We start from the raw sequence: 25,036 nt of genomic DNA on the forward strand, positions 1-25,036 counted from the left end.
GAATTCGATGGAAAAGAAGAAGCAGCAATTATTAGAAAAAACCTATCGGCAATTCATGAAAACAGGCATTGAAGGGGATAATCCTAGCCTGATGAAAAAATTGGTCGATGATAAAATAATGGGTTTTGGAACTGCCATCGATGAAAAAGTTATAGGCAGTGAGGGATTGATCAAGCTGATTGAAATCCAAAAGAAGCAAGCCGAAGGACTGGATATGTCCTGGAGACAGGAGCCTATGGATCGCTTTATTTCTGATGATGAAAATACCGCAGTCTTTGCCGACGATGTCTTTTTGACGATCAAAACTGAACCTGAAGATGTGGAGATGTACATGCGGTTCACCACGGTCTTGAATTATAGAAATACCGAATGGAAAGTAATCCATTGGCATGGCTCCAAGCCTGAAGAAGTAGAAAGCGAAAAAGATACTTGGGGCATAGAGAACTGGAAGCAAAAGGCGGAAGAACTGGAACAGCTGGTAGAAGAAAAGACAGCAGATCTGGTAGCCAAAAACCGGGAGTTGGAAATTGAAGCTGCTTTGGAACGAGTTCGGGCCAGAACCATGGCCATGCATGATTCCATTGAACTTGAAGAAGTAGCGGTATTGATGTATGGGGAGTTTTTGAATTTGGGTTTCGAATCTGTCCAACAATGTGGCTATGCGATCATAAATGAAGATATGGCGCTTCAGAATATGTGGCTAACCCAATTTGATGGTAATCGTATGAGTCAGTTTTCCCTACCTCTTAAAAGCGATGCTTTATTAACTGAGCGCTACAAGGCATGGAAATCTGATCTTCCAAATTTTTACCAGAAAACAAGCAAATCTGATTTTCTGAAACATTTGCAAAAGGTTAAATCAGGGATAGATCCGGAGCAAGTCGATATAGCACGCAAAAACATGCCGGATCCTATTCATTTTTATAATGCTCACTTCACTCATGGGTATCTGCATATCGTCGCCAATGCCCAACTTGGCACGGATCAAGAATCAATTCTTATTCGCTTCGCAAAAGTCTTTGAACAGACCTACACTCGCTTCCTCGATCTTCAAAAAGCAGAAGCCCAGGCGAGAGAAGCCCAGATCGAAGCAGCACTTGAGCGAGTGAGGGCTAGGGCCTTGGCGATGCACTCTTCAAAAGAATTGGAAGAGGTAGCCTTAGAACTAAGAATTCAAATGGGCAAATTAGGTCAAAAAGACCTTGAAGTCTGTGCTATTCATTTATATGAAGAGGATGAAGACTATTTCGAATCTTGGGGAGCTGTTCGTGCACCTGGCATGGAGGAAAAGCTTTTTCAGGGAATGGCTAAGTTCCCAAAATCTGGGATAAAGATCGTAGAGGAGATGATGGCCCATTATTATGCTGGAGACAAGGATTATGTCTTAGTAAATGATGGGGAGAAGGGCCAGGAGTGGTTACTAGCTATGAAAAAATATTCTCCTCAGGCCTATGCTATGCTTTCCAAAAAGATTGAATCCACCCAACCTGAAGAAATAATAGCCTATTGGTCTATCTCAGATTTCAAGGGAGGAGCCCTTGTAATGCTAACCTATACCAAGCCTGATGAGACCTCTCTAAACCTTCTTCGACGAGCTGCAAATGTCTTTCAACTCGCCTATCGCCGATACTTGGATCTCCAAAAAGCTGAAGATCAGGCAAGGGAAGCCCAGATTGAAGCGGCTTTGGAGAAAGTACGTTCCCGATCCCTGGCTATGCACAGGAGTGAGGAATTCCCTGAAGTAATTCAGGTAGTTTTTGAGCAGTTCCGCCAACTCAATTTCAACATTGATTCTGCTCAGATTGATTTGTCTTTTAGAGATACGGATGACTTTAATCTTTGGACCGCAGTCCCAGGCAGGCCTTATCCTGTTCTTCAGCACATTCCATATAGGAATAATGCCGTGTTCAATTCTATAAAAAATGCCAAGAAGGCCGGTCTTAATTTCATTTCCGACCAATTCAGCAAAGAGGAAAAGAATGATTTTTTTGAATTATTCTTTCTTCATTACCCTGAAGTACCGGAAGAAAGAAAGCGATTCATTATTTCAAGCCCGGGATTTTCACGTTCTGCTGTTTTATTGAGTGATGTCATGCTGGGAATTCAGAATTATTCAGGGATTCCCTTCACGGATTCAGAGAATGAGATTTTGAAGCGATTTGCCAAAGTCTTCGAACAGACCTACACCCGCTTCCTCGACCTTCAGAAGGCAGAGGCCCAAGCCCGGGAAGCTCAGATTGAAGCAGGCCTTGAGAGAGTAAGGGCTAGAACAATGGCCATGCACAAAAGTGAGGAGCTAGGGGAAGTATCGATGACGCTTTATTCGGAGCTTCAGGCGCTTGGAATAACACAATTTATTACCTGCGGATTCTGTATTTATTACGAAAAAGAACGGAATCACAAGGCTTGGATAACACAAAGTGACGGGAGTTTACTAGAGGGTTTTGATCTCCCTATAGATGCCGATCAGGTCTTCAAGGAGCGATATGAAGCATGGAAAAGGAAAGAGCCTTTATTCATCCAAGAAATAACTGGTAAAATCAGAATTAATCATATAAGTCTTGCCATTGATGAATCAGATTCACAATTGGCAAATGATATGGCTGCCAATTTTCCAGATCCAGTACTCTTTTATAATGCAAATTTTAAACAAGGGTATTTAAACTTAATTTCTGGTGAACCCCTTGGAGCTGATAGTCATGATATTCTGATCCGCTTTTCTAAAGTTTTCGAACAAACCTATACTCGATTCTTAGATCTTCAAAAAGCTGAGGAACAAGCGAAAGAAGCAGAAATCCAGTTGGCTCTGGAAAGAGTAAGAGCCAAGACCATGGCAATGAATACCCAGTCTGACCTATTGGGTGTGATAAAACTATTCGGTGAACAATTAAATGCTGTAAATCTAAGATTCGACAACGTAACTTTTATTGAAGGGTCCATCACAAAAAATAGAGACTGGGACTTATGGAGCTATGTTTCCTTGGAAGAAGGCTTAGCCCATAAAATTCATATTCCTTATACCCAATCTTCTTACTTCATAAAAACAGCAAAGGCTGTAGAAGAATATGAAAAAACAGGCCAGCCCATACATGTGAAAACTTTCACAGATAAGGAAAAAAATGAGTTCCTGGATCACTACTGGAAGCATGCCCCTAAAATGCCCCAAGAAGTGGTTAATTCAGTTTACAGCTCACCCGGCTCAACAATAGTTGACGCATTTATGGGAGAGATTACAGTTTCCTTGGTAAGGTGGAATTTAGAGCTTTTGAAAGAAGAGGAACTTGCGATTTTCGAGCGATTTTCAAAGGAATTTAGGCAGACCTACATCAGGTTTCTTGATATCAAAAAAGCAGAAGCTCAAGCCAGAGAGGCCAAAATTGAGGCGTCATTGGAACGAGTGAGATCCAGAACTATGGGGATGCACAAAAGCGAGGAACTCTCAGAAACTGCATCTGTCGTATTTCAACAATTCAATGAGCTGGGTTACGAAACAGAAAGAATAAACATCGCCATTATAAATGAGGATGAAAGAGTTATAGAATTTTGGTCTACCGAACAGGGAGGCAAAGCAATAGGTCAAATATTTAAAGGGTCCATTGATGAACCAACCTCCATAAAGAAATTTTATGAGGGATGGAAAAATAAGCAAGAATCAATTCAGGTAGATCTTCAGGGTAAGGAATTAAAAGATTGGATCACCTATGTGGTCGAAGAGATGAAGATCCCTACTAAGGAACATTTAATCTCAGATCGCCGATTTCATACAGGAGCTTATTTTTCTAAGGGCTTGATAATCATTACCAATCCTGATCCTATACCTTGTGAATCCTTAGACATATTAAAACGCTTCGCAAAAGTATTTGAGCAAACTTACACCCGATTCCTCGACCTACAAAAGGCTGAAGACCAAGCGCGAGAGGCAGAGATTCAACTGGCCCTTGAGCGTGTCCGAGCCCGTACCATGGCCATGCAAAAGTCAGAAGAACTTGCAGATGCTGCCTTTGTACTTTTCGAACAGCTTAGAGCTTTGGGGGGCAATCTCTGGGGTACTGGATTTGGATTGTGTCAAGAGAATGTTGAAAAGGATGAATTTTGGTTTGCTAATGAAAATGGGGTCTTCCCGCCTGTTTCTATTCCGAACACCTCTGATCCTGCACACAAGCAAATGTACTTGGGGTGGCAGGAAAAAACCGATTTTCTATCCATTGAAAAGTCAGGAGCATCGCTCAAAAGCCATTACGATTACATGCTGTCCCTTCCGGAGGTCAAGCCGTTTTTCCAAAAGATCTTGGACGAAGGACTTTCCTTTCCTGAAAAGCAGCAGTGGAATGCCGCCTATTTTTCCAAAGGGTATTTATTGATCATCACGCTGGAACCCTATCCCGAACCGGAAATTTTCAAGCGCTTTGCCAAAGTATTTGAGCAAACCTACACTCGCTTCCTAGACTTACAAAAAGCAGAAGCACAAGCGAGAGAGGCAGAGATCCAACTTGCTTTGGAACGGGTACGTGCCCGATCTATGGCTATGCAGAGTTCGGATGAGTTGCATGATGTGCTAAGCGTTCTCTTCCGGCAATTTGATCATTTGGGAATACATCCAGTAAATGTCTTTTTAAGTCTTTTTGATCGGGAAAACAGGACACTTACCTATCGAGCTTCGGGCAAATCAGGAACAAGAACTCCAGGAAAGCAAGTAGTCCATGTAGATAGCATGGAACCGCTAAGAGCTTTGTATGAAAAATTTATTCATGATAATTCGGATAATGTTGAGGTGATTTTTTACTCCAAAGAGGTACTTCCACAGCTCTTTGGAATCTTCTCGGAAACCTTTGAAAGCATGCCGGAAGAAGACCGAATGGGACCAGAAGATTTTCCAGAAGGAGGCTATTCCATGGCAGGTTATACGCCCTTCGGTTATTTGGGCTATGACCATCAAAGACAAGCAAGCGAAGAGGAAAAGGAAATTCTTTCCAGATTTTGCCTGGAATTCACGCGGGTTTATCAACGCTTCTTAGACATTCAAAAGGCTGAAGAACAAGTCAGAGAGGCCCAGATTGAAGCAGCACTTGAAAGGGTACGTGCACGTACCATGGCAATGCATAAAAGTAACGAGCTTTCTGAAGTTGCTGCTGTCTTATTCGAACAATTAAAAATACTTGGTGCAAACCTATGGACTGCAGGCTTTGCTATTTGTCGAAAAGATGAAAAACTAGTTGAAAAATGGATGGGGAGCCCAATTTCCGGACAGTTTTTTGAACAGTTATTCATCCCCTATGATGCAGATCATGGAGAGCAAAGCATGTATGATACTTGGTTAAACCAAGTCGAACTTTACTCTTATGTCCAGGAAGGTAAAGAACTGAAGGATATTTATGACCACCTGATGACTATCCCCAGCTTCAGGGCAAATTTTCAGAAAGTAATCGATTCGGGTCGTCCCCTTCCTGTGTGGCAGAAAAACCATGTAACCTCTTATAAATATGGATATCTCCTGATTATCACAGAGGAAGAGTTTAAAGAAGAATATATTTTCCCACGCTTCGCAAAAGTCTTTGAGCAAGCCTATACAAGATTCCTCGATTTACAAAAAGCCGAAACACAGACCCGGGAAGCCAAGATTGAAGCTGCGTTGGAGCGGGTACGAGCAAGAGCAATGGCCATGCACCATCCTAATGAATTGTCTGAAGTTTTGGCATTGATGTTTGATCAATTAAGCAATTTGGAAGTCGATGCACATTGGACTCACTTGACGCTGATCAACTTAGAGAACAACACATTTGTCTATCGAATGACGAGTAAGGATGGTAAGCCCGTGCATGCCGAACAGGTGGTACAACTCGATGCGATGGATACTTGGTCTCATACTGTGGAAACTTTTAAATCCCAAAATCCTGAAACAGTTACTCATATCCACTTTTTGCCAGAAGTGCTTCCCAAAGTTTGGGAATTGTTTAACGGAATTTTCTCATCCTTACCAAAGGGATCTAAAATCAACCCAGAAGACTTTCCGAATGGCATCCATACCACTGAGGCAAATTGCAAATTTGGATACTTGGGAATCAACCAATCCCGTGAAGCCACGGCAGAGGAGAAAAAAATACTAGCTAGGTTTGCTAGTGAGTTCGGCCGCCTATACCAGCGCTATCTGGATATTGAAAAAGCCCAAAAACAAGCCCGTGAGGCGCAAATAGAGGCTTCCCTTGAGCGTGTGAGAGCGAGAGCAATGGCCATGCACCAAACCGATGAGTTGACCGATGTACTCTGCGTGCTATTTGACCAGTTTGATATACTTGGAATCAATCCAGTACTGACACATTTGACCCTTTTTGATGAGGCAAATGAAACTTTCAGTTTAAGGATAACAACTTCTGCTGAAAACAGAGTAGTAGCAGATCAGCTGATCGATATCCATGCCATTGATGCATGGAAACAAGCCTTCGAGCAATGGAAAATCTGCGAACCCAATTCCGTGAATACCATTGATTATGCTCCTGAGGACCTTCCTTATTTATGGGAATTACTATCAGAAGTAATGGAAGCCTTACCGGACGAAAACAAAATAAGTCCATCAGATTTCCCAAATGGCTTATATACCACCCAAGGTCATTTCCGATTTGGATACCTAGGTTACAACCACACCCAGAAAGCTACCGAAGAAGAAAAGAGCATAGTCAGCCGCTTTGCACGGGAATTCGGACGAACCTATCAGCGCTTTTTGGATTTACAAAAAGCCGAAGCACAGGCCCGGGAAGCCAAAATTGAAGCTTCCCTAGAAAAAATTCGAGCAAGAACCATGGGTATGCAGAGTAGTTCCGAACTTCCTGAAGTAGCCAATTTGCTTTTTTTGGAAATCCAAGCATTGGGGATCCCTGCATGGAGCTGTGGGTATAATATTCTGGCGGAGGATAGAAAGACAGCTACCTGTTGTATGAGTAGTGAAGGGACCCTTCAAACCCCATTTCAACTTCGCCTTTATGGTGAAGCTTCTTTCGAGGAGATGGGTGAATTCATTCGGAGTGACAATACGATGTTAGTTCAGGAGCTCGGAGGTAAAGCCTTGGAGGAGCACTATGCCTACATGAAATCCTTCCCGGACCTGAAGCCTACTTTTGACGAAATTGAAAGGCTTGGGCTTTCGCTGCCCACCTATCAGATCAATCACTTATGTAAATTCAACCAAGGATTTATTCTTTTCATTACCTATGAAAAGGTACCCGAATCACAGGATATTTTCAAGCGGTTTACAAATGTATTTGACCAAACATACACCCGCTTTCTGGATCTCGAAAAAGCAGAAGCCCAAGCTCGGGAAGCCCAAATTGAAGCAGCATTGGAGCGGGTGCGATCTCGTACCATGGGCATGCAAAAAGCCGAGGAATTAGGGGATGTTGCCATCGTTTTATTCCATGAGTTAAATGTCTTGGTAGATAATCTTTGGACTTGTGGTTTTGTCCTTTGTGAGAAGGACCGAAAAGAAGATGAATGGTGGTTGAGTGCGGATAATGGATTAATCGATCCATTTTTCCTTCCGAATGTGGGTGACTATGCCCACGAAACTCTTTATGAAGGTTGGAAGAAGGGCGACTCCTACCGCACAGTCACTCTTGAAAATGAACAGCTTCATCAGCACTACGATTGGTTGATGAAAATCCCAATCGCTGAGAAAATTTTTGAAGAGATGGAATCCTCAGGTATTCCTAGGCCTAACTGGCAGCGCCTACATGCCGCCTATTTTAAGACTGGATACCTTGTCATCATTACGGAGGTTCCTTGTGAGGAAGAAGATATTTTCAAGCGATTTGCTCAGGTTTTTGATTTGACCTACACGCGATTCTTAGACCTTAAAAAAGCAGAAAATCAGGCTCGGGAAGCTCAAATTGAAGCAGCTTTGGAAAAAGTCCGTTCCCGCTCATTGGCCATGCAAGATCCTGAGGAATTGACCGAGGTGGCGCAACTGTTACGAGAAGAAATGGGGAATCTGGGTGTTGAGGAATTGGAAACAAGCTCCATTTACATTCATGATGAAAATACCGGCCAAACCCAATGCTGGTTTACCATAAAAAATAACCAAGACCCAGAAAAAGCTATTTCGGATCAGATGACTCTTGATCTGCAAGACACTTGGGTAGGTCGTCAAATGCTAAAATTCAATCAATCCAAGGAGAACAAAACGTCCATCTTGATGAAGGGTGATCAGCGGGTTGAATGGATCCGATACTGCGAAAGCAAGTCTGAGCTTCTTGGCAAAGCTGAGTTCTATGGAGACAACATTCCTGAACGAACCTATCACCTTTATAAATTTTCAAATGGATTCTTGGGTTCAGCCTCTCCAGGTCCTATCTCGGAGGAAAGTTGGGATTTAATGCGAAGGGCAACAGCGGTATTTTCTTTCGCCTTTACCCGATTCCTTGATCTTCAGGGAGCTCAAGCCAGTGCAAAAGCTGCTTTGCGCCAAGCCTCTCTCGATCGAGTTCGGGCCGATATTTCTTCCATGCGAAAGGCAGAAGATTTGGATAAAATCACTCCGCTTTTATTTAAGGAGCTCAATATTTTGGGAATTCCTTTTATCCGGTGTGGTGTATTTATCATCCATGAGAAAAATGAAATCGTAGAGGCATACCTTTCTTCCTCGGAGGGTGAATCCTTAGGTGCTTTGCGCCTCCCATTCAATGCCAGCGATCTTACCTATCAAACAGTAAAAGCCTGGCGAAAAGAGGAAGTTTACAGACAGCATTGGGATAAGGAAGATTTTGTCCAATGGATCCAACAAATCATGGAAAAGGATCTTATTCAGGACGAAAAAACCTATCAAGGAGCTGCGGCGCCACCTGAATCCCTTTTCCTTCACTTCATTCCTTTTTTACAGGGGATGATCTATGTCGGCTCTACCGTCTCCCTCACCGAAGACGAAATTGACTTGGTAAAATCACTTTCAGAAGCTTTTGCCATTGCTTATTCGAGGTATGAGGATTTTGTGAAACTGGAACAGGCTAAAGCAGAGATTGAGTCGGCGATGAGTGAACTCAAGGCCACTCAAACCCAACTCGTACAGCAGGAAAAACTCGCCTCACTCGGTCAGCTCACTGCAGGAATCGCACATGAGATCAAAAACCCGCTGAATTTCGTCAACAACTTCTCCGAGTTGAATAAGGAATTGATTGAGGAGGTCTTTGAAGAATTAGAAAATATGCCTACCTCCGATACCAAGGAAGAAATAATCTCTATTCTGGAGGATATAAAAAGTAACCTTTCCAAGGTTCATGAGCACGGTTCCCGGGCAAATGGCATTGTTACCTCCATGCTTCAGCATTCCAGAGGAGGAACCGGCAAGAAGGAACCTACCAACCTCAATTCGACCATCAAAGAGTATGTAAACCTCGCCTTTCATGGAATGCGGGCTGGTAAGGATCCGATCAACGTAGCCATTGAAATGGATTTGGATGAGTCTATCTGTGAAATCCCACTAGTGACGGAGGACTTCAGCCGCGTGATTGTAAACCTCTGTAATAATGCCTTTGATGCCATGCGAGAAAAAAGCAGGCAACAATCACTGGAGAAGGAAGCATACCAGCCTAAACTCTCAATCTGCACAAAATCAGGAAAAGACCATATCAGCATCAGTATAGAAGACAACGGTCCGGGAATACCTAACGAGATAAAAGATAAAGTTTTGCAGCCCTTTTTTACTACGAAAAAAGGTACACAGGGAACGGGCTTGGGACTGAGTATCACCAATGATATTGTAAAAGCTCATGGAGGAGAATTAGCCATAGAAACCGCCCTCGACAAAGGGACAAATTTCATCATCAAACTCAGCACATGAAAGCAAAATCTATTTTCGGAAAAACGCCAGAAGAGGTTCAAAATGCGTTAGAAGCATCTTTAGCTGATGGGTTTAACCCTACCATCGCTGTTGTTTTCATTTCTGTAAAGCAGGATAGAAAAGCGGTGTGTGAAATTCTTTCCCATCAGGATATAGACATTTTTGGTGCTACTTCTTGTGGTGAGTTTGTAAATGGCCATCAAAGCACAGGTGAGATCGCTATTCTCTTGATGGATTTGGTAAAGGAAGCTTATTCAATTGTTCTGGAGGAAATCGGAACGCTGGGTATAAAGGAAGTGGCAAAAAAAGTGGCAAATTCCGCCCTTACCCAATTTCAAAATCCCTCAATGATAGTCTGTAGTACGGGTGTAACCCCTGCTAAGGAATTGTTTGAAGGAGCATCCTTAGTGGATGAACTCTCCGAGGCCTTAGGTCGGGACAAAATCTTTTTTGGAGGTATGGCCGGGGATGATTTTACCATAAATGAAACGACAGTATTCACCCAAACCCGGGAAACAAATCACGGCCTTGTTGCCTTGGTCCTGGACTCAGATAGAGTCGCTTTTAGCGGAATGGCAATCACTGGCTGGAAAAAATTGGGAATCTCCAGAGTAGTCACCCAATGCAAAGGAAAAATCCTCTATTCGATTGATAATAAGCCTGCGGTAGATATGTACCTGAAGTACTTGGGCAAAGGAGAAAAAACCGGAGAAAAGGATTTTGATGTTTTAAACGAGCTTTCATTCGAATTCCCATTCATTACGAATCGGGAAAATAGTGATGAAATATTGATCAAGTCACCCATGGGTATTGATTTCGAAGAAAATGCACTCGTCATGGATATGGAAATGAAAGAGGGGGAGACATTTTGGTTTTCCGAGCCACCGAGTTTTGACATCGTGGAAGAAATCATCAATGAAGCGAAAGATGTGAAAACCACTGCAGATGGAGATGCGGATGCCTTACTCATATTCTCCTGTGCGGGTAGAGAACCGGCGCTAGGCCCGCTTGTAACTATGGAAAACGAGGGATTGGCCGAAGTATGGAATAGCCCTATGGCTGGCTTTTTTACTTATGGAGAATTTGGAAGAGCCAAAAATGGACAACAGCATGTTCATTCGACAGCATGTTGCTGGGTAGCATTGAAAGAAAAATAATTGCACCGATTTACACTGAAAAAATGAACGCAAAATCAATACAAGGAAAATCTCCTGAAGAAATTAAAAAAGTTCTCTCTGAAAGTATGGCTGATGGATTCAAGCCAACACTTGCCATTATCATTTTGACCAATATTGAAGATGCTGAACCATTACGAGAAATCTTTGGAGCATCGGGTATTGAGATTTTTGGTTTAACAGTGCCTCAAAAGTTTTCCGAACATGGAATCGCAGAGGATGACATCGTCATCATGCTTTTAGATATGAAGCCGGAGAATTTCAAAATTGAAATCAACGATTACCAAGGTTCGTCTGCATACGAGGTCGGATACCAAACCGGTTCAGTCGGTAGCAACTATTTTAAAAACCCTGTTTTCATCATTTCACCTGTGGATTTTCAAGTTTCAGGAGATGAGCTTATCCGAGGTTTGACTGATGCAGCAGGCTATGACTCGGTAGTCGCTGGAGGCATTGCAGGCAATCCGGTAGATTTTTCAGGAATAGTTTTTACCAATTCTGCTTCAAGCAAAAGTGGATTACTTGCTCTAATTCTTGATCAGGACCATATCTCGATTTGCGGACTAGCTGTATCAGGTTGGAAACCAGTAGGTACAAGCAAAAAAATCACAAAAACCGAGGGAACATGGGTTTATACTATTGATGATGAACCTGCCATGAAGGTCATTCAGCGATTTTTAGGAAATGAAATAGTCCTATCCAATACCGAAGCAAGTGGACTATTGCCTTCCGACCTAGGCTATCCTTTACAATTTGAAAGGGAATCAGGAAATGTAATCATGAAGCCGGCACTTTTTTTAAACCCTTCTGATCAGTCAATCATGATAGGAGGACATGTAAAAGAAGGGGATAAATTCCGTTTTTCCCTACCGCCGGATTTTGATGTGATTGACAAAGTCATTGAAAGCACAAGAACTTACAAAGAGGAGAAAATGCCAGATTCCGATGTTTTACTTGTGTTTTCCTGCGTCGGAAGATTAGGGTCATTTGGACCATTGATCACTACAGAAATTGAAGGATTGGCCTCCACCTGGGGCAAGCCCATGATAGGCTATTTTTCACTGGGCGAATTTGGAAAGTTGGATGAAGGTCGCTGTGAATTTCATGGGACAACAGTCAGCTGGATAGCATTAAAAGAGAAATAATCCCCCTAAAACCATTTAAAAAATGAAAGCAAAATCAATCAAGGGAAAAACAACAGCGGAAATAAAATCGGCACTCAATGAAAGTATGGCCGAGAGTTTCCTTCCTACCCTAGCTATTGTCTTCCTATCTGTTGCTCAAGACCGAAAGGCAATTTGCAATATATTGGATGAAGCGGGTATAAGCATTTTTGGCTCTACTACCAATGGGGAATTTATCGATGAGGAAACTGAAAATGGTTCAGTAGCCATCTTATTACTAGACATCAAAAAAGAATATTTCCGAATTCATACAGCAGAATTTCAAAACAACAATTACCGGGAAACTTCCAAATCCATCGCAACTAAAGCCAAAGATGACTTTGAAAAAGTTGCCTTTTTATTGGCAGTAAGCAATGCAGCTACGGATGGAGAAGAAGTGTTGCTGGGGCTTCAGGAAATTGCAGGGGAAGATGTTAATGCTTTTGGTGGAGCTGCAGGTGATGATTTAGCTTTTGACAAAACATGGGTCTTTTCAAATGGATGGGAAAACGAGCATGGAATGGTTTGTTTGGTCCTAGATGAAGAAAAAGTATCCGTTAGTGGTATTGCTACTTGTGGATGGAAAGCGATGGGAACTGAAAAAACAGTGACCAAAAGCGAAGGGAACCATGTGTTCACGATAGACAATGAACCGGCACTGGATATTACTACAAAATATGGGGGGCTTGAAAATATCACCCCTGAAAACAAAGATGTATTACTTGAGCTTGCGGCCAATTTCCCCTTGCAATTACAACGTGAGAAAGGTGACCCGGTAATGCGCCCCGGCCTGGTGGTAGATTGGTCTGACCATTCCTTTTATACCAGTGGAACGGTTCCGCAGGGATCAAAAATCCGCTTTTCGCTACCTCCTGACTGGGATGTAATGGAAAAAGTGGTGAAAGGAGTACAAAAACTCAAAGACATGGAAATGCAAGAGGCAGATGCCTTGGTAATATTCAGCTGTGCTGGCAGAGTTTTATCATTTGGTCCCATGATGAATGCTGAAATAGAAGGAATTAGGAAAGTCTGGAATGTACCGATGACTGGTATGTTTTCCTATGCAGAATTAGGCAGAATGGCTGGAGGAAATCTTGAAATGCATAACCTGACTACCTGCACTATAGCGCTTAAAGAAAAATAAATGAACGTTCATCTTCAAAATATCCTGGATAACCTTCAGCAGATTGAACAACTTTCTGATGAACAAAAAGCTGCTATTACCAAGGCAGTAAAGGATGCGGATAAGGAAATTACCATTTTGGAATTCAAACTGGATAGAACAGAAAAAGTGAAACGGACCACATCCGTATTGCTTGAAGAAACTATCGAGGAGCTGGAATTAAAAAGAAAAGACATTGAAGAGGCCAATTCAGCACTTCAAAAATCTCTAGAAGATCTAAAAGCTGCACAAGATCAATTAGTACAACAGGAAAAGCTCGCCTCATTGGGTCAATTGACTGCAGGTATTGCACATGAGATCAAAAACCCCCTGAATTTTGTCAACAACTTCTCCGAACTGAATAAGGAGTTGATTGATGAGGTTTTCGAGGAATTGGAAAATATGCCTCCATCCGACTCAAAAGAAGAAATAATCTCAATTCTGGAAGATGTAAAAAGCAACCTTTCCAAGGTTCTTGAGCATGGTTCGCGAGCAGATCGGATCGTAAAGTCCATGCTTCAACACAGTCGATCCGGAGATAATCAAAAGAGCGCACAGGAAGTCAATCCACTTATCAGAGAATTTGTCAACCTCTCCTATCATGGCATGCGAGCTGGCAAAAATCCTATCCAAGTGAATTTACAATTGGACTTAATGGAGGATGTTGGGGAGGCAGATTTGATCGTGGAAGACTTTTCTCGGGTAATTCTCAATATCTGCAACAATGCTTTTGACTCCATGAGAGAAAAGCTAAACAGCCAATCTCAAAATGAAGACAACGACTACGAACCCACACTTAGAGCCCATTCTAGTCTAAAGAATGGAAAAATCTTAATTGAAATCAAGGACAACGGAACGGGAATCCCAGATACGATTCGGGAAAAAATCCTTCAACCATTCTTCACGACCAAAAAAGGCACAGAAGGAACAGGATTGGGGCTTTCCATCACACATGACATTATCAAGGCCCATGGTGGAGAACTCCAAATAGAAAGCAAAGAAGGCGAAGGAGCCCTATTTAAAATACTAATACCACAAAAATCTAACGAGTCATGAACAAACACATGCATTCATTCAGACTACATGTATTTTTACTTTTTTCTATTGGATTGGCAGTAGCCTGTCAATCAGACACTACTGTACTAACTCCTGAGAACCCATCTAATTTTCAAATTCCATCGCCTGAACCATTTGAAATTCCTGAAGGGAAAACTATTGAATGGAAGAACATCCCGGAGGACTTCCTTTCTGATGGAAAAACGATGCGATTTGATTTGGAAAGACTGCCTTCAAAGCCTTTTTCATTGGAGGAAGAAGTACCACTCAAGCAACCAATCACTGAAATACCCTTTAATTGGGACGCATTAAAAGAAGTACCTCTGAATCTAAAATTAGAATCGGATTCAATCCATCATTTCATCCTCCCCCTACCTGACCCAATTATCTCAGAAGTAGGGATCCCTCAAAAACCAGAAGGAATCAAGGCTGGAATTCTGGAATTGTCCAGTAGTCAGGGATTACCGGGAAATTCTGTCATAGCTCAAGTCATTGCGCCGGATGGAACACATTGGCTAAGTACTGAGCAGGGCTTAGTAAAGTATACAGGTACCGAGTTTCACTTGTTTGACATCCTCACAAGGGATTATTCAGCTGGAGCTCCCAATTTAATCCCGGAACTTGATATAGACCCATCGGGAAAAATAATCATCTCGACTACAGGGTCTGGGATTGTAGTTTTAGACCCGGAAACCGAATTACTGGAATATTTTGAGCTTCCTTATGGATTTACAAGAGGAGGTATAGATCAGGACGGGAACTACTGGGGAGGTATGATTGGAGATATTCCCAAGTTTATCGACCTTAAAAATGTAAAGGTCTTCTCCCTTGTTTTTGATGCTAATGAATTACCCTTATTCAGTGCCCTGAGCGTAGATTCAAAAAACAACCTATGGATAAGTTACAACGATGGGATAGCAATAATTAGTCCCGACCGTGAAAAGGTAAAATTCATAGGAAATAACGAAGGCCTAATTGGGGATTTTTCAGGAACAGTCGTAGCGCCTGATGGGTCAGTTTGGCTAGAGTCATTCCAAAATGGGATCTATAATATTTCCTTGGAAAAAGGCATTATTTCCCGGATTGGGGAGGAACATGGGTATTCAAATGATGCAATCAATATAAATGTTGATCGAAAAGGAAGAGTTTGGCTGGCACACACCAATGGATTTTCAATTTTTAATCCAGAAAAATCTACCATAAAAACCATACAGACCAACCTAAGGATATATGGTTCGGGTCCTCCGGCAGTTAGCACAATCGATGAAGAGGATGGAATCTATTGGCTTGGAACCTTTACAAATGGACTCATCATATATGATCAATTGGGAATGGATTCTAGGCACCTCTCTTCTAATGATGGACTTATCGACAATAATGTCTGGGGAATAGAAGAAGATGGTAATGGACGTGTTTTGCTAACCAGCTACAGCGGCCTCAACATCTATGACCCTTCTACAAAAACCATCAAATACCTAGAAATCCCAAGCCAGTTTGGCTCAAATAATCATCGGGGAATTTCGAAAATCTCCGAAGACATCTTTTTCCTTGGCTCTCTAGGAGGGTTTAGTTTCCTGAATTTGGAAGAAAATACAATCACTTCTTATCAAGGAAATTCCGAAACACCTCTAGTTTTTTGGCGGGCAAAATTGCTCAAAGACGGTAAAATTTGGATAGCTAGTAATAATGGTTTGATCCTTTTTGACCAAGAAAATGGTGCGATCAAAAAAATAGATGAGACGGCTGGTTTAGCCTCAAATTTCGTTTGGGGACTTGAACAAGATCCCCATGGCAAAGTCTGGGTAGTCACTGATTCTGGAATAAACATGATCGATCCCGAAAAGAACACGATCACTTATTTGGGATCAGAACAGGGACTGTCTTCGATTGACCAATCTGCAATTTTTAAGACTAGCGAAAATGAAATAATTATCGGTGGAAGTGGAGGAATCTCAATCATCAACGAAAAGCAAAATCAGATTACGAGTATTTCTAGCAAGCATGGCTTGATTCCAGATAGGGTTTTCGACATAGTTGAATCCAATAATAGACTTGAACTGGGAACTTCAGATGGAATCGTAGTTATCGAAAAACCAAGTGAAGATGATCCCAATCAACCTTGGCGATTCATGAATTATGGAAGAGCAGAAGGCTCTCCTTTTACCGATTACAATCAAATGACTGCTAAGGTAACCAAAGAAGGAAAAGTATGGTGGGGAGCATCTCCAATTGTCACAGTCAACCTTCAAGATCCTGAATTAGACGCAAATGCTCCGGCCAATGTGGAATTAACAGGGATTCGAATCATGGATCAAACAGCGAACTTTTTTATAAAAGCTGAGCAAGGAAGAGTTCTTTCGTCCACAGACAGCCTTACTTCCGGTTTAGAAAATGTACAGGGGTATCTGAAAAAAAATACTATCAAATGGGACGGTTTGGATCCTAAAACTAAGGTTCCTCTTGGCTTGTCTCTACCCCATGACCAAAACTCCCTCACCTTTACTTTTTCCAATCCATCTATCCGAGGCCGAGATGAAATCGTCTATAAATATGTCTTGGAAGGTGCTGACGAGGAATGGTCTGAAGTCACCGACAAGCCCTTTTCAAAAACCTATTTCAACCTTTTCCCCGGGGATTACACCTTCAAGGTGATCAGCAAAGGATTCAATGGAGTCTGGAGTGAACCTGCCACTTATTCATTTACAATCAACCTCCCTTGGTGGTTAAAATGGTGGGCATTCCTGGTTTATGCTACACTTCTTGCCTTATTGATTTATACAGTTGTACAAATCAGATCTTATTATCTGCAGAAGGAAAATCGACTCCTTGAAGAGCGAGTAAATCAACGAACCGCAGAATTGAATCAATCGCTCGAAAATCTAAAAGCGACCCAAGAGCAGCTCATTCAATCTGAAAAAATGGCTTCTCTCGGAGAACTTACTGCGGGAATCGCTCATGAAATAAAGAACCCGCTCAATTTCGTCAACAATTTCTCCGAAGTCAGTGAAGAACTTTTAGATGAAATGAATGAGGAAATTGAAAGTGGCAACTTGGATGAGGTTAAATCCATTGCTGTCGACCTCAAAGAAAATTTATCAAAAATCAAACACCATGGAAAACGGGCAGACTCCATTGTAAAAGGAATGCTCGAGCACAGCCGATCCAACTCAGGCGAAAAAACTCCAACTGATTTGAATGCCCTTGCGGATGAATACCTGAGATTGAGTTACCATGGATTACGTGCTAAGGATAAAAGCTTTCAGTCTGATTTCCGAACAGACTTTGAATCCAAACTACCAAAGGTAAATGTAGTGGCTCAGGATATTGGTCGTGTATTATTGAACCTGATCAATAATGCTTTTTATGCGGTGGATGAAAAAGCCAAATCTATCCCGCAATCCCCTGAAGGAGCAGAGGGATATCAACCGGAGGTAGCAGTCAGTACCAAAAGGAATCAAAACGAAATCGAAATTTCAGTTACAGATAACGGGAACGGCATCCCTGACTCCGTCAAAGACAAAATTTTCCAACCTTTCTTCACCACCAAACCTGCTGGTTCTGGGACAGGCCTAGGTCTGAGTTTGAGCTATGATATCATCAAAGCGCATGGTGGAACTTTTGATGTCCAATCAGAAGTGGGAAAAGGAACTCAATTCACCATCAAACTCCCTTTAAAATCAATCTAACTATGAAAGAGGACATGCAATCTTTTGGCCTACGGGTATTTTTACTTTTTTCACTGGCATTGGCTGTGGCATGTCAATCTGATGAAAACGTTCCTATTCCTGAAAATCCTTCCAATTTTCAGATACCCACTCCTGTTCCTTTTGAAATTCCGGAAGGAAAAACCATTGAATGGAAAACGATCCAAAAAGATAGCGTTCCGAAGGGAAGAAAAATGAGCTTTAATTGGGATAGACTGCCTTCCAAGCCTTTTTCTCTTGAGGAAGAAGAACCACTTAAAAAGCCATTGGATGAGATTAGTTTTGATTGGGAAGAATTGGAAGAAGCACCACTCACGCTAGAGATTGAATTTGATTCTTTACAAAGCGTAAAATTTCCTTTACCTGCGCCTATTGTAAGCCTAGTCGGAACACCTCTTAAGGCAGAAGGAAGCGCTGCTGGTATATTAAATTTATCAAATGGGCAGGGGCTTCCGGGAAATACGATTTATGCCCAAACAATCGCCCCAGATGGATCACATTGGATAGGGACAGAGCAAGGTTTAGTTAAATTCGCTGGAAATGAATTTCACCTTTATGAAATTGTCACAACCGAATTCGCCTCAGGCGTTATAAATATAATTTCAGACTTAGATTTTGATCAGGAAGGCCGGTTGATTGTTTCGACTTTCGAACGGGGTTTCTTGATTGTTGATCTCGAAAATGAGATAGTAGAAAAATTCAAACTGCCTTATGGTTTCACCCGCGGAACTATAGACCGAGATGGTAATTATTGGGGAGGAAGAATTTCAGGACTTTTAAAATTCGTTGACCTTAAAAACAGGACTCTTTCAAGAATCAATTTAGAGTCAAAAAACCTCAATATTATTAATGGATTTGGCAGTTTTGTCGATTCAAAAAACAACCTTTGGCTAGGTTTAAATTCAGGAATTGCTATCGCAAACCCTGACCGAACAAAGGTAAAATTTCTAGGTAGAGATGAGGGAATCAGTGTTCCAAACATTTATGATTTTAGAGAAGGATCTGATGGTTCTGTTTGGTTGGCTTCATATTCCCTAGGAGCAGTCAATGTTTCTTTGGAAAATCAGGTTATTTCCCGAATGGGGGAAGAGCAAGGTTTTACAGGAAATTTAATTGACATCACCCTAGATCAAGAAGGCAATATTTGGATGGGATCTGATGAGTCATTTTCCATCTATAATCCAACCAAAGGAACTTTAAAAACCATCAAAACCAACTTCCATTTAAGAGGGGCAGGCCCCCCGGCTGTCAGTTTAATTGATGAAAAGGATGGAATGTATTGGGCTGGAACATTTACCAATGGCCTGATTCTATACGATCCTTTAGGAATGGATTCCAGACACCTCAATACAGAAAATGGCCTAGTGAGCAATGAAGTTTGGGGCATTGAGGAAGATCAAAATCACCGAGTTTGGTTAGCCTCCTATGGCGGACTCAACATTTACGATCCCTCCACCAAGACGCTTAAGTATCTTGAAATTCCAAGAGAAATCGGCCCTAATGACCATCGTGGAGTATCCAAACTTTCTGAGGATATTTTATTTATCGGTTCCCTCGGAGGTTTTAGCCTTTTAAATCTAAAAGAGAACACGATTACTTCTTATCAGGGAAATTCGGAAACAGCCAGGTTTTTTTGGCGCGCAAGATTACGAAAAGATGGTACCCTTTGGCTTGCCACTAATGATGGACTGATTGTTTTTGATCAAAATGAAGGGACCATGAAAAAAGTGGATGGATTCACGGGCTTAGCAGGGAGCACTGTATGGGGAATAGAAGAAGACCACTTGAATAAAATCTGGGTTGTCACTAATTCCGGCATCAATTTCATCGACCCTGAAAAAAATACAGTCAGTTTCCTTGGCATTTACGAAGGCCTATCTACAGTAGATCAATCTGTCATTTTTAGAGATTCTGAAGATCAAATGATCATTGGTGGGGGTCGGGGAATCTCCATAATCAACAAAGAGCGAAACCAAATCACCAATGTGAATAGTGATCATGGGCTGGAACCCGAATCCCTTTATGACTTGGTAGTTTCAAAAGGCAGAATTCAGCTAGGAACTTCGGATGGAATAGTCATCATCGAACAACCATCTGAGGATAATCCAAATCAGCCTTGGAGGTTTTTGAATTATGGACGAGCTGAAGGCTCTCCTTTTACTGACTATAATCAGATGACTGCCAAGGTGACAAGAAGTGGAAAGGTTTGGTGGGCTGCATCTCCTATCCTAACTGTCAATCTTCAGGATCCCAAGCTGAATACAGATGCTCCTGCAATAGTGGAATTGACTGGGATCCGCATCATGGATCAAACAGCTAATCTTTTCAAAAACTCTCAACAAGGTAGAGATATTTCAGTTTTTGATAGCCTTACTGCTGATATTGGTAATGCCTCCAATTACCTCAATGAGAACAAGATCACCTGGGACAGTTTGGATCCTAAAACCAAAGTTCCTCTTGGCCTAGTACTCCCCTATAATCAAAACTCTCTCACCTTTACGTTTTCTAACCCTACTATCCGAAGCAGGGATGAAATTGCATACAGGTATGTCTTGGAGGGCTCCGACAAGGATTGGTCAGACATCACCAAAAACCCCATTTCAAAAACCTACTTCAACTTATTACCAGGGGATTATACTTTCAAAGTAATCAGCAAAGGCTTTAATGGGGTATGGAGTGAGCCTGCATCCTTTTCTTTCACAATCAATCCGCCATGGTGGTTTACCTGGTGGGCTTTCTTGATATACGCCGCCTTGCTTGGTTTGGTGATTTATACTGTCGTTCAAATCAGATCCTACTACCTCAAAAAAGAAAACCGATTACTGGAAGAGCGGGTCAATCACCGCACGGCTCAATTGAATCAGTCGCTAGAAAACTTGAAGTCCACCCAGCAGCAATTAATCCAATCCGAGAAAATGGCTTCACTGGGAGAGCTAACCGCCGGGATTGCTCATGAGATTCAAAACCCACTGAATTTCGTGAATAACTTCTCAGAAATCAGCAATGAGTTGATTGAAGAAATGAAGGAAGAGTTGGCAGCAGGAAATGCAAATGTGGCTATTGAGATTGCGGATGATTTGAAGGAAAACCTTTCCAAAATCAACCATCATGGGAAACGGGCCGGAACTATCGTGAAGGGGATGTTGGCACACAGCCGTTCCAACTCGGGAGAGAGAACCTTGACCGATTTGAATGCCCTTGCCGATGAATACATCCGATTGAGTTACCATGGACTTCGAGCTAAGGACAAGTCATTCAATTCTAATTTCAAACTTGAGTTAGACCCTGATCTCCCTAAAGCAAAGGTCGCGGCCCAAGACATAGGTCGAGTACTACTTAACCTTATTAATAATGCCTTCTACGTGGTAGATGAAAAAGCCAAGTCAGGAATTGAAGGTTACAAACCCGAAGTAATCGTCAGTACCAAAAAGACTGAAAGAGGTATTGAAATCTCTGTAAAGGATAACGGAAACGGAATCCCCGACTCCATCAAAGAAAAAATCTTCCAACCCTTCTTCACGACCAAGCCTACCGGTTCGGGTACAGGCTTAGGTCTGAGTTTGAGCTATGATATAGTGAAGGCGCATGGGGGAGAAATAAAGATAAGAAGCATAGAAGGAGAAGGAAGCCAATTTATTATTAATCTACCAATTCATTGATTTTAAGTAAATTATGAAAAGGAAATTTCCCACAACTAAATAGAAAAACATGAAGAGATTTTTTTCAACTTTCAAAATAGCCGTAATCAGCCTATTGTTCGCGGCAATGCAATTTGGACTCAGTCAAAATTCCATCGGACAGATTAATGGCTCCAAGGGAGTTCCCAAGTATACCAATTACATCATTGGCGATAATACTCCCGCAGGTCAACAAGTATGGAATGTAGGCCAGGATAATGAGGGCTTCATTTACACGGGTACTTCCACTGGTCTTCAAAAATTTGATGGGGTCAACTGGGAATTATTACCTTCTCCCGTCCAAGACTTTTTAACAAATGTTCGCTCCACTTATTTGGCTTCGGATGGGACCTATTATTACGGATCAATCAGTGATTTTGGAGTGGTTGAAACAGATTCTACTGGAGCAACCAAAGAAGTTTCTATCGCGCATCTAATCCCAGAGGAAATTGCTTTCAATGATATCTGGACCATAGTAGAGGCTCAAGGTGAAATTTATTTTCAAGCGAGAGAAGCTATTTTCATCTATTCACCAAATGAGCCTGATCCCAACAAAAAAATCAAAATCTGGAAACCCGATACTGCATTTATGTATGGTTGGGAATTTGAGGATAACTACTTAGCCCATCAAGCTGAGATGGGTCTATTTAGGAATAATAATGGAACCTTAGAATTTATTGAAGGAAGTGAAATATTTAACAACGATAGGGTTCAGGTTCTTTTACCGTATAAAAATGCCGGGGAATTTCTAGTTGGGGCGTTTGCAGGGGGGCTTTACCTATATGATGGACAAAGCTTTTTACCCTTCATAACTGAAATTGATTACTTGCTTCAAGAGAGAAGCTTATACAGAGGCCTAGCATTACCCAACAATACCTACGCATTATCCGTGCTTGGCCATGGATTTTTTATTTTGGATCAGGAAGGAAAAGCCCTGAACCAATTCACCACCAAGAATTCTATTCCTGATCAAAGTGTATATGCTTTTCACCTAGATAACACCCAAAACCTTTGGGTCGGCACTAATGCAGGACTTTGTAAAATTGAGCTCTTTTCCCCTTTAACACAGTTTAATTCTGATGAATATGAGGTAGGAAATATCCTTTCTTTAAATGCCTACGGAGATGATTTGTATATGGGAGGCTCTACCTCAATTTTATACATTGACAGTGAAGATGGGGAGATAAAAAAAGTACAAAACCTTCCCAATACGCAAGTTTTCGCCATGGCTGAAGATGGGAATCAATTGGTTTCTACAGGACCGGGACTTTATGAAATTCGAGGTAATAGTGCACGTTTGATCCCGGAAACACAGCCTTTTCAAACGGTAACCCTACAGATATCTAAACAACATCCAGGTTACATTTTCACGGGTGGGACCTTTGGATTGCATGTTTTCAAAAGAGAACAAAAGGCTAATGGTGATTACCAATACGAATCAATAGGTCCGATAACTGATGTAGGAAGATCAATATATTCCATTCAGGAAGATGCTGATGGCGAAATCTGGGCAGGAACTCAGGCCGGCTACCTTTACAGAGTACAAATTCCAAAGACCGCTTCGGGTAATTTGAAAATAGAAGATGCTGTTACTACAACATTTTCTGACGAAACCTCTGTAGAAGGGGTCTCAGGTGTCGTTACAGCAATCGATGGGAAAATTTATACCTCAGGAGTAGAAGGTTACTTTTTCTTTGATAAAGAAAGTGATTCATTCAAAAGAGATGAAGTCTTTAGCTTTTCAGATAAAAAAGCAGATCTAAATCTTGATACTTATGGGATAGGACTCGGCACCATGGGAAATGTTTTTCTCTCGTTTGGAGGTGAAAACCGTTTAGCCATACCACAGGAGGATGGTAGCTATGTTATAAGAGAATATCCCTTAAACCTAATTACAGCAAACATTACCGGTGGTACTTATACAGAGAAAGATGGCACTTTTTGGTTTGCTACCGACGAAGGGCTTCTAAGAGTAGATGCCACCAAAGAGTATAAGACAGACCATCCCCTTCCTTTGTATTTCAATAGAGTAGAATCATCCGAAGGGAACCTGGTTCTTCCCAAATACTTTGGAGATCAAGTTCCAAGTTTGGTTTACAAGGGAAATAATATACTATTCAACTATATCGCTCCCTTCTTCATCAAAGAAAATCAAATTCAATATCGGACTTTTTTAGATGGGCTCGATGAAGAATGGTCAGATTGGGATAGTAGAACCTCAAGAGAGTTTAGCAATCTTCCTTATGGTAGCTATATATTCAGAGTGAAAGCTAGAAATGCTTTTAATTTAGAATCTGAGGAAATAGCCTATTCTTTCGAAATTCTCCCTCCATGGTATGCCACTTGGTGGGCGTTTGTCCTATACTTCATCTTATTTGGACTAATCGTGTATGGTTTGGTGAAATTCCAAACAGGAAGGATTTTGGCTAGGGAAAAAGAGAAGAATAGGGAAAAAGAACTAGCTCAAGCTCGTGAAATAGAAAAAGCTTACGAAGGACTGAAGGCGACTCAAGCCCAACTTATTCAATCTGAGAAAATGGCCTCTTTAGGTGAGCTCACAGCTGGAATCGCCCATGAAATACAGAACCCATTAAATTTTGTGAAGAATTTTTCGGAACTCAATCAGGAATTAATTGAGGAGTTGCGTGAAGAAATTGAAAAGGGAAATCTTGATCAGGTAAAAGAGTTAGTTGCCAATATCCAAGAAAACGAAGTCAAGATCGTTCAGCATTGTAAGCGGGCAGATTCTATCGTAAAGGGAATGCTGCAGCATAGCCGATCCAGCTCCGGAGAAAAACATGCAACCAATCTTAACGTACTGGCGGAAGAGTACCTTAAGCTTTCTTATCACGGACTCAGAGCCAAGGACAAATCTTTTTCAGCCGATTTCAAAGCAGCATTGGACCCTGATCTTCCAAAAGTTCAAGTAGTCAGGCAGGATATCGGAAGGGTCTTGTTGAACCTAATCAACAACGCATTCTATGCCGTAAATGAAAAAGCCAAGTCAGGAATTGAAGGTTACAAACCTGAAGTAAACGTCAGTACCAAAAAGACTGAAAGAGGTATTGAAATCTCTGTAAAGGATAACGGAAACGGAATTCCAGAATCCATCAAAGAAAAAATCTTCCAACCCTTCTTCACCACTAAACCGACCGGTTCTGGAACTGGCTTAGGGCTGAGCTTAAGCTATGATATTGTGAAGGCACATGGAGGGGAGTTGAAAGTCGAATCACAACCCGGAAGCACAGTTTTTACGATTACAATACACAGTTAGAA

The 25,036-nt window shown here is 41.6% G+C and carries 8 protein-coding genes; all 8 read left to right on the forward strand.

Features of this window, described 5'->3' with window-relative positions; translation table 11 throughout:
* Nucleotides 1-7 precede the first annotated feature (7 nt).
* Genes E4S40_RS15455 through E4S40_RS17315 form a run of 8 tightly spaced genes read left to right on the forward strand, consistent with a single transcriptional unit; the run spans nucleotide 8 to nucleotide 25,034 of the window.
* On the forward strand, nucleotides 8-9,823 hold the full coding sequence (locus E4S40_RS15455) for an ATP-binding protein (protein ID WP_135076181.1): 9,816 nt from the start codon (nucleotides 8-10) through the stop codon (nucleotides 9,821-9,823).
* Nucleotides 9,820-10,980 carry an FIST signal transduction protein gene (locus E4S40_RS15460; protein WP_135076185.1) on the forward strand — a complete coding sequence of 387 codons (1,161 nt, stop codon included), beginning with the start codon at nucleotides 9,820-9,822 and terminating at the stop codon, nucleotides 10,978-10,980. Before E4S40_RS15455 ends, E4S40_RS15460 begins: the two co-directional genes overlap by 4 nt.
* Nucleotides 10,981-11,003: 23 nt before the next feature.
* Nucleotides 11,004-12,143, forward strand: a complete 1,140-nt coding sequence (locus E4S40_RS15465; protein WP_161971817.1) for an FIST signal transduction protein — start codon at nucleotides 11,004-11,006, stop codon at nucleotides 12,141-12,143.
* 22 nt (nucleotides 12,144-12,165) lie between these two features.
* Nucleotides 12,166-13,305, forward strand: a complete 1,140-nt coding sequence (locus E4S40_RS15470; RefSeq protein ID WP_135076191.1) for an FIST signal transduction protein — start codon at nucleotides 12,166-12,168, stop codon at nucleotides 13,303-13,305.
* Nucleotides 13,306-14,379, forward strand: coding sequence for a sensor histidine kinase (locus E4S40_RS15475; RefSeq protein ID WP_135076194.1), 1,074 nt, complete (start codon nucleotides 13,306-13,308; stop codon nucleotides 14,377-14,379). It begins immediately after the preceding gene.
* Nucleotides 14,376-18,065, forward strand: a complete 3,690-nt coding sequence (locus E4S40_RS17265) for a sensor histidine kinase (RefSeq protein WP_135076197.1) — start codon at nucleotides 14,376-14,378, stop codon at nucleotides 18,063-18,065. Before E4S40_RS15475 ends, E4S40_RS17265 begins: the two co-directional genes overlap by 4 nt.
* Nucleotides 18,066-18,067: 2 nt before the next feature.
* Nucleotides 18,068-21,742, forward strand: a complete 3,675-nt coding sequence (locus E4S40_RS15485) for a sensor histidine kinase (protein ID WP_135076200.1) — start codon at nucleotides 18,068-18,070, stop codon at nucleotides 21,740-21,742.
* Nucleotides 21,743-21,791: 49 nt separating this feature from the next.
* Nucleotides 21,792-25,034, forward strand: a complete 3,243-nt coding sequence (locus tag E4S40_RS17315) for a sensor histidine kinase (RefSeq protein WP_135076203.1) — start codon at nucleotides 21,792-21,794, stop codon at nucleotides 25,032-25,034.
* Nucleotides 25,035-25,036 lie beyond the last annotated feature (2 nt).

The sequence above is a fragment of the Algoriphagus kandeliae genome (assembly GCF_004571135.1).
Taxonomy (GTDB): Bacteria; Bacteroidota; Bacteroidia; order Cytophagales; family Cyclobacteriaceae; genus Algoriphagus; species Algoriphagus kandeliae.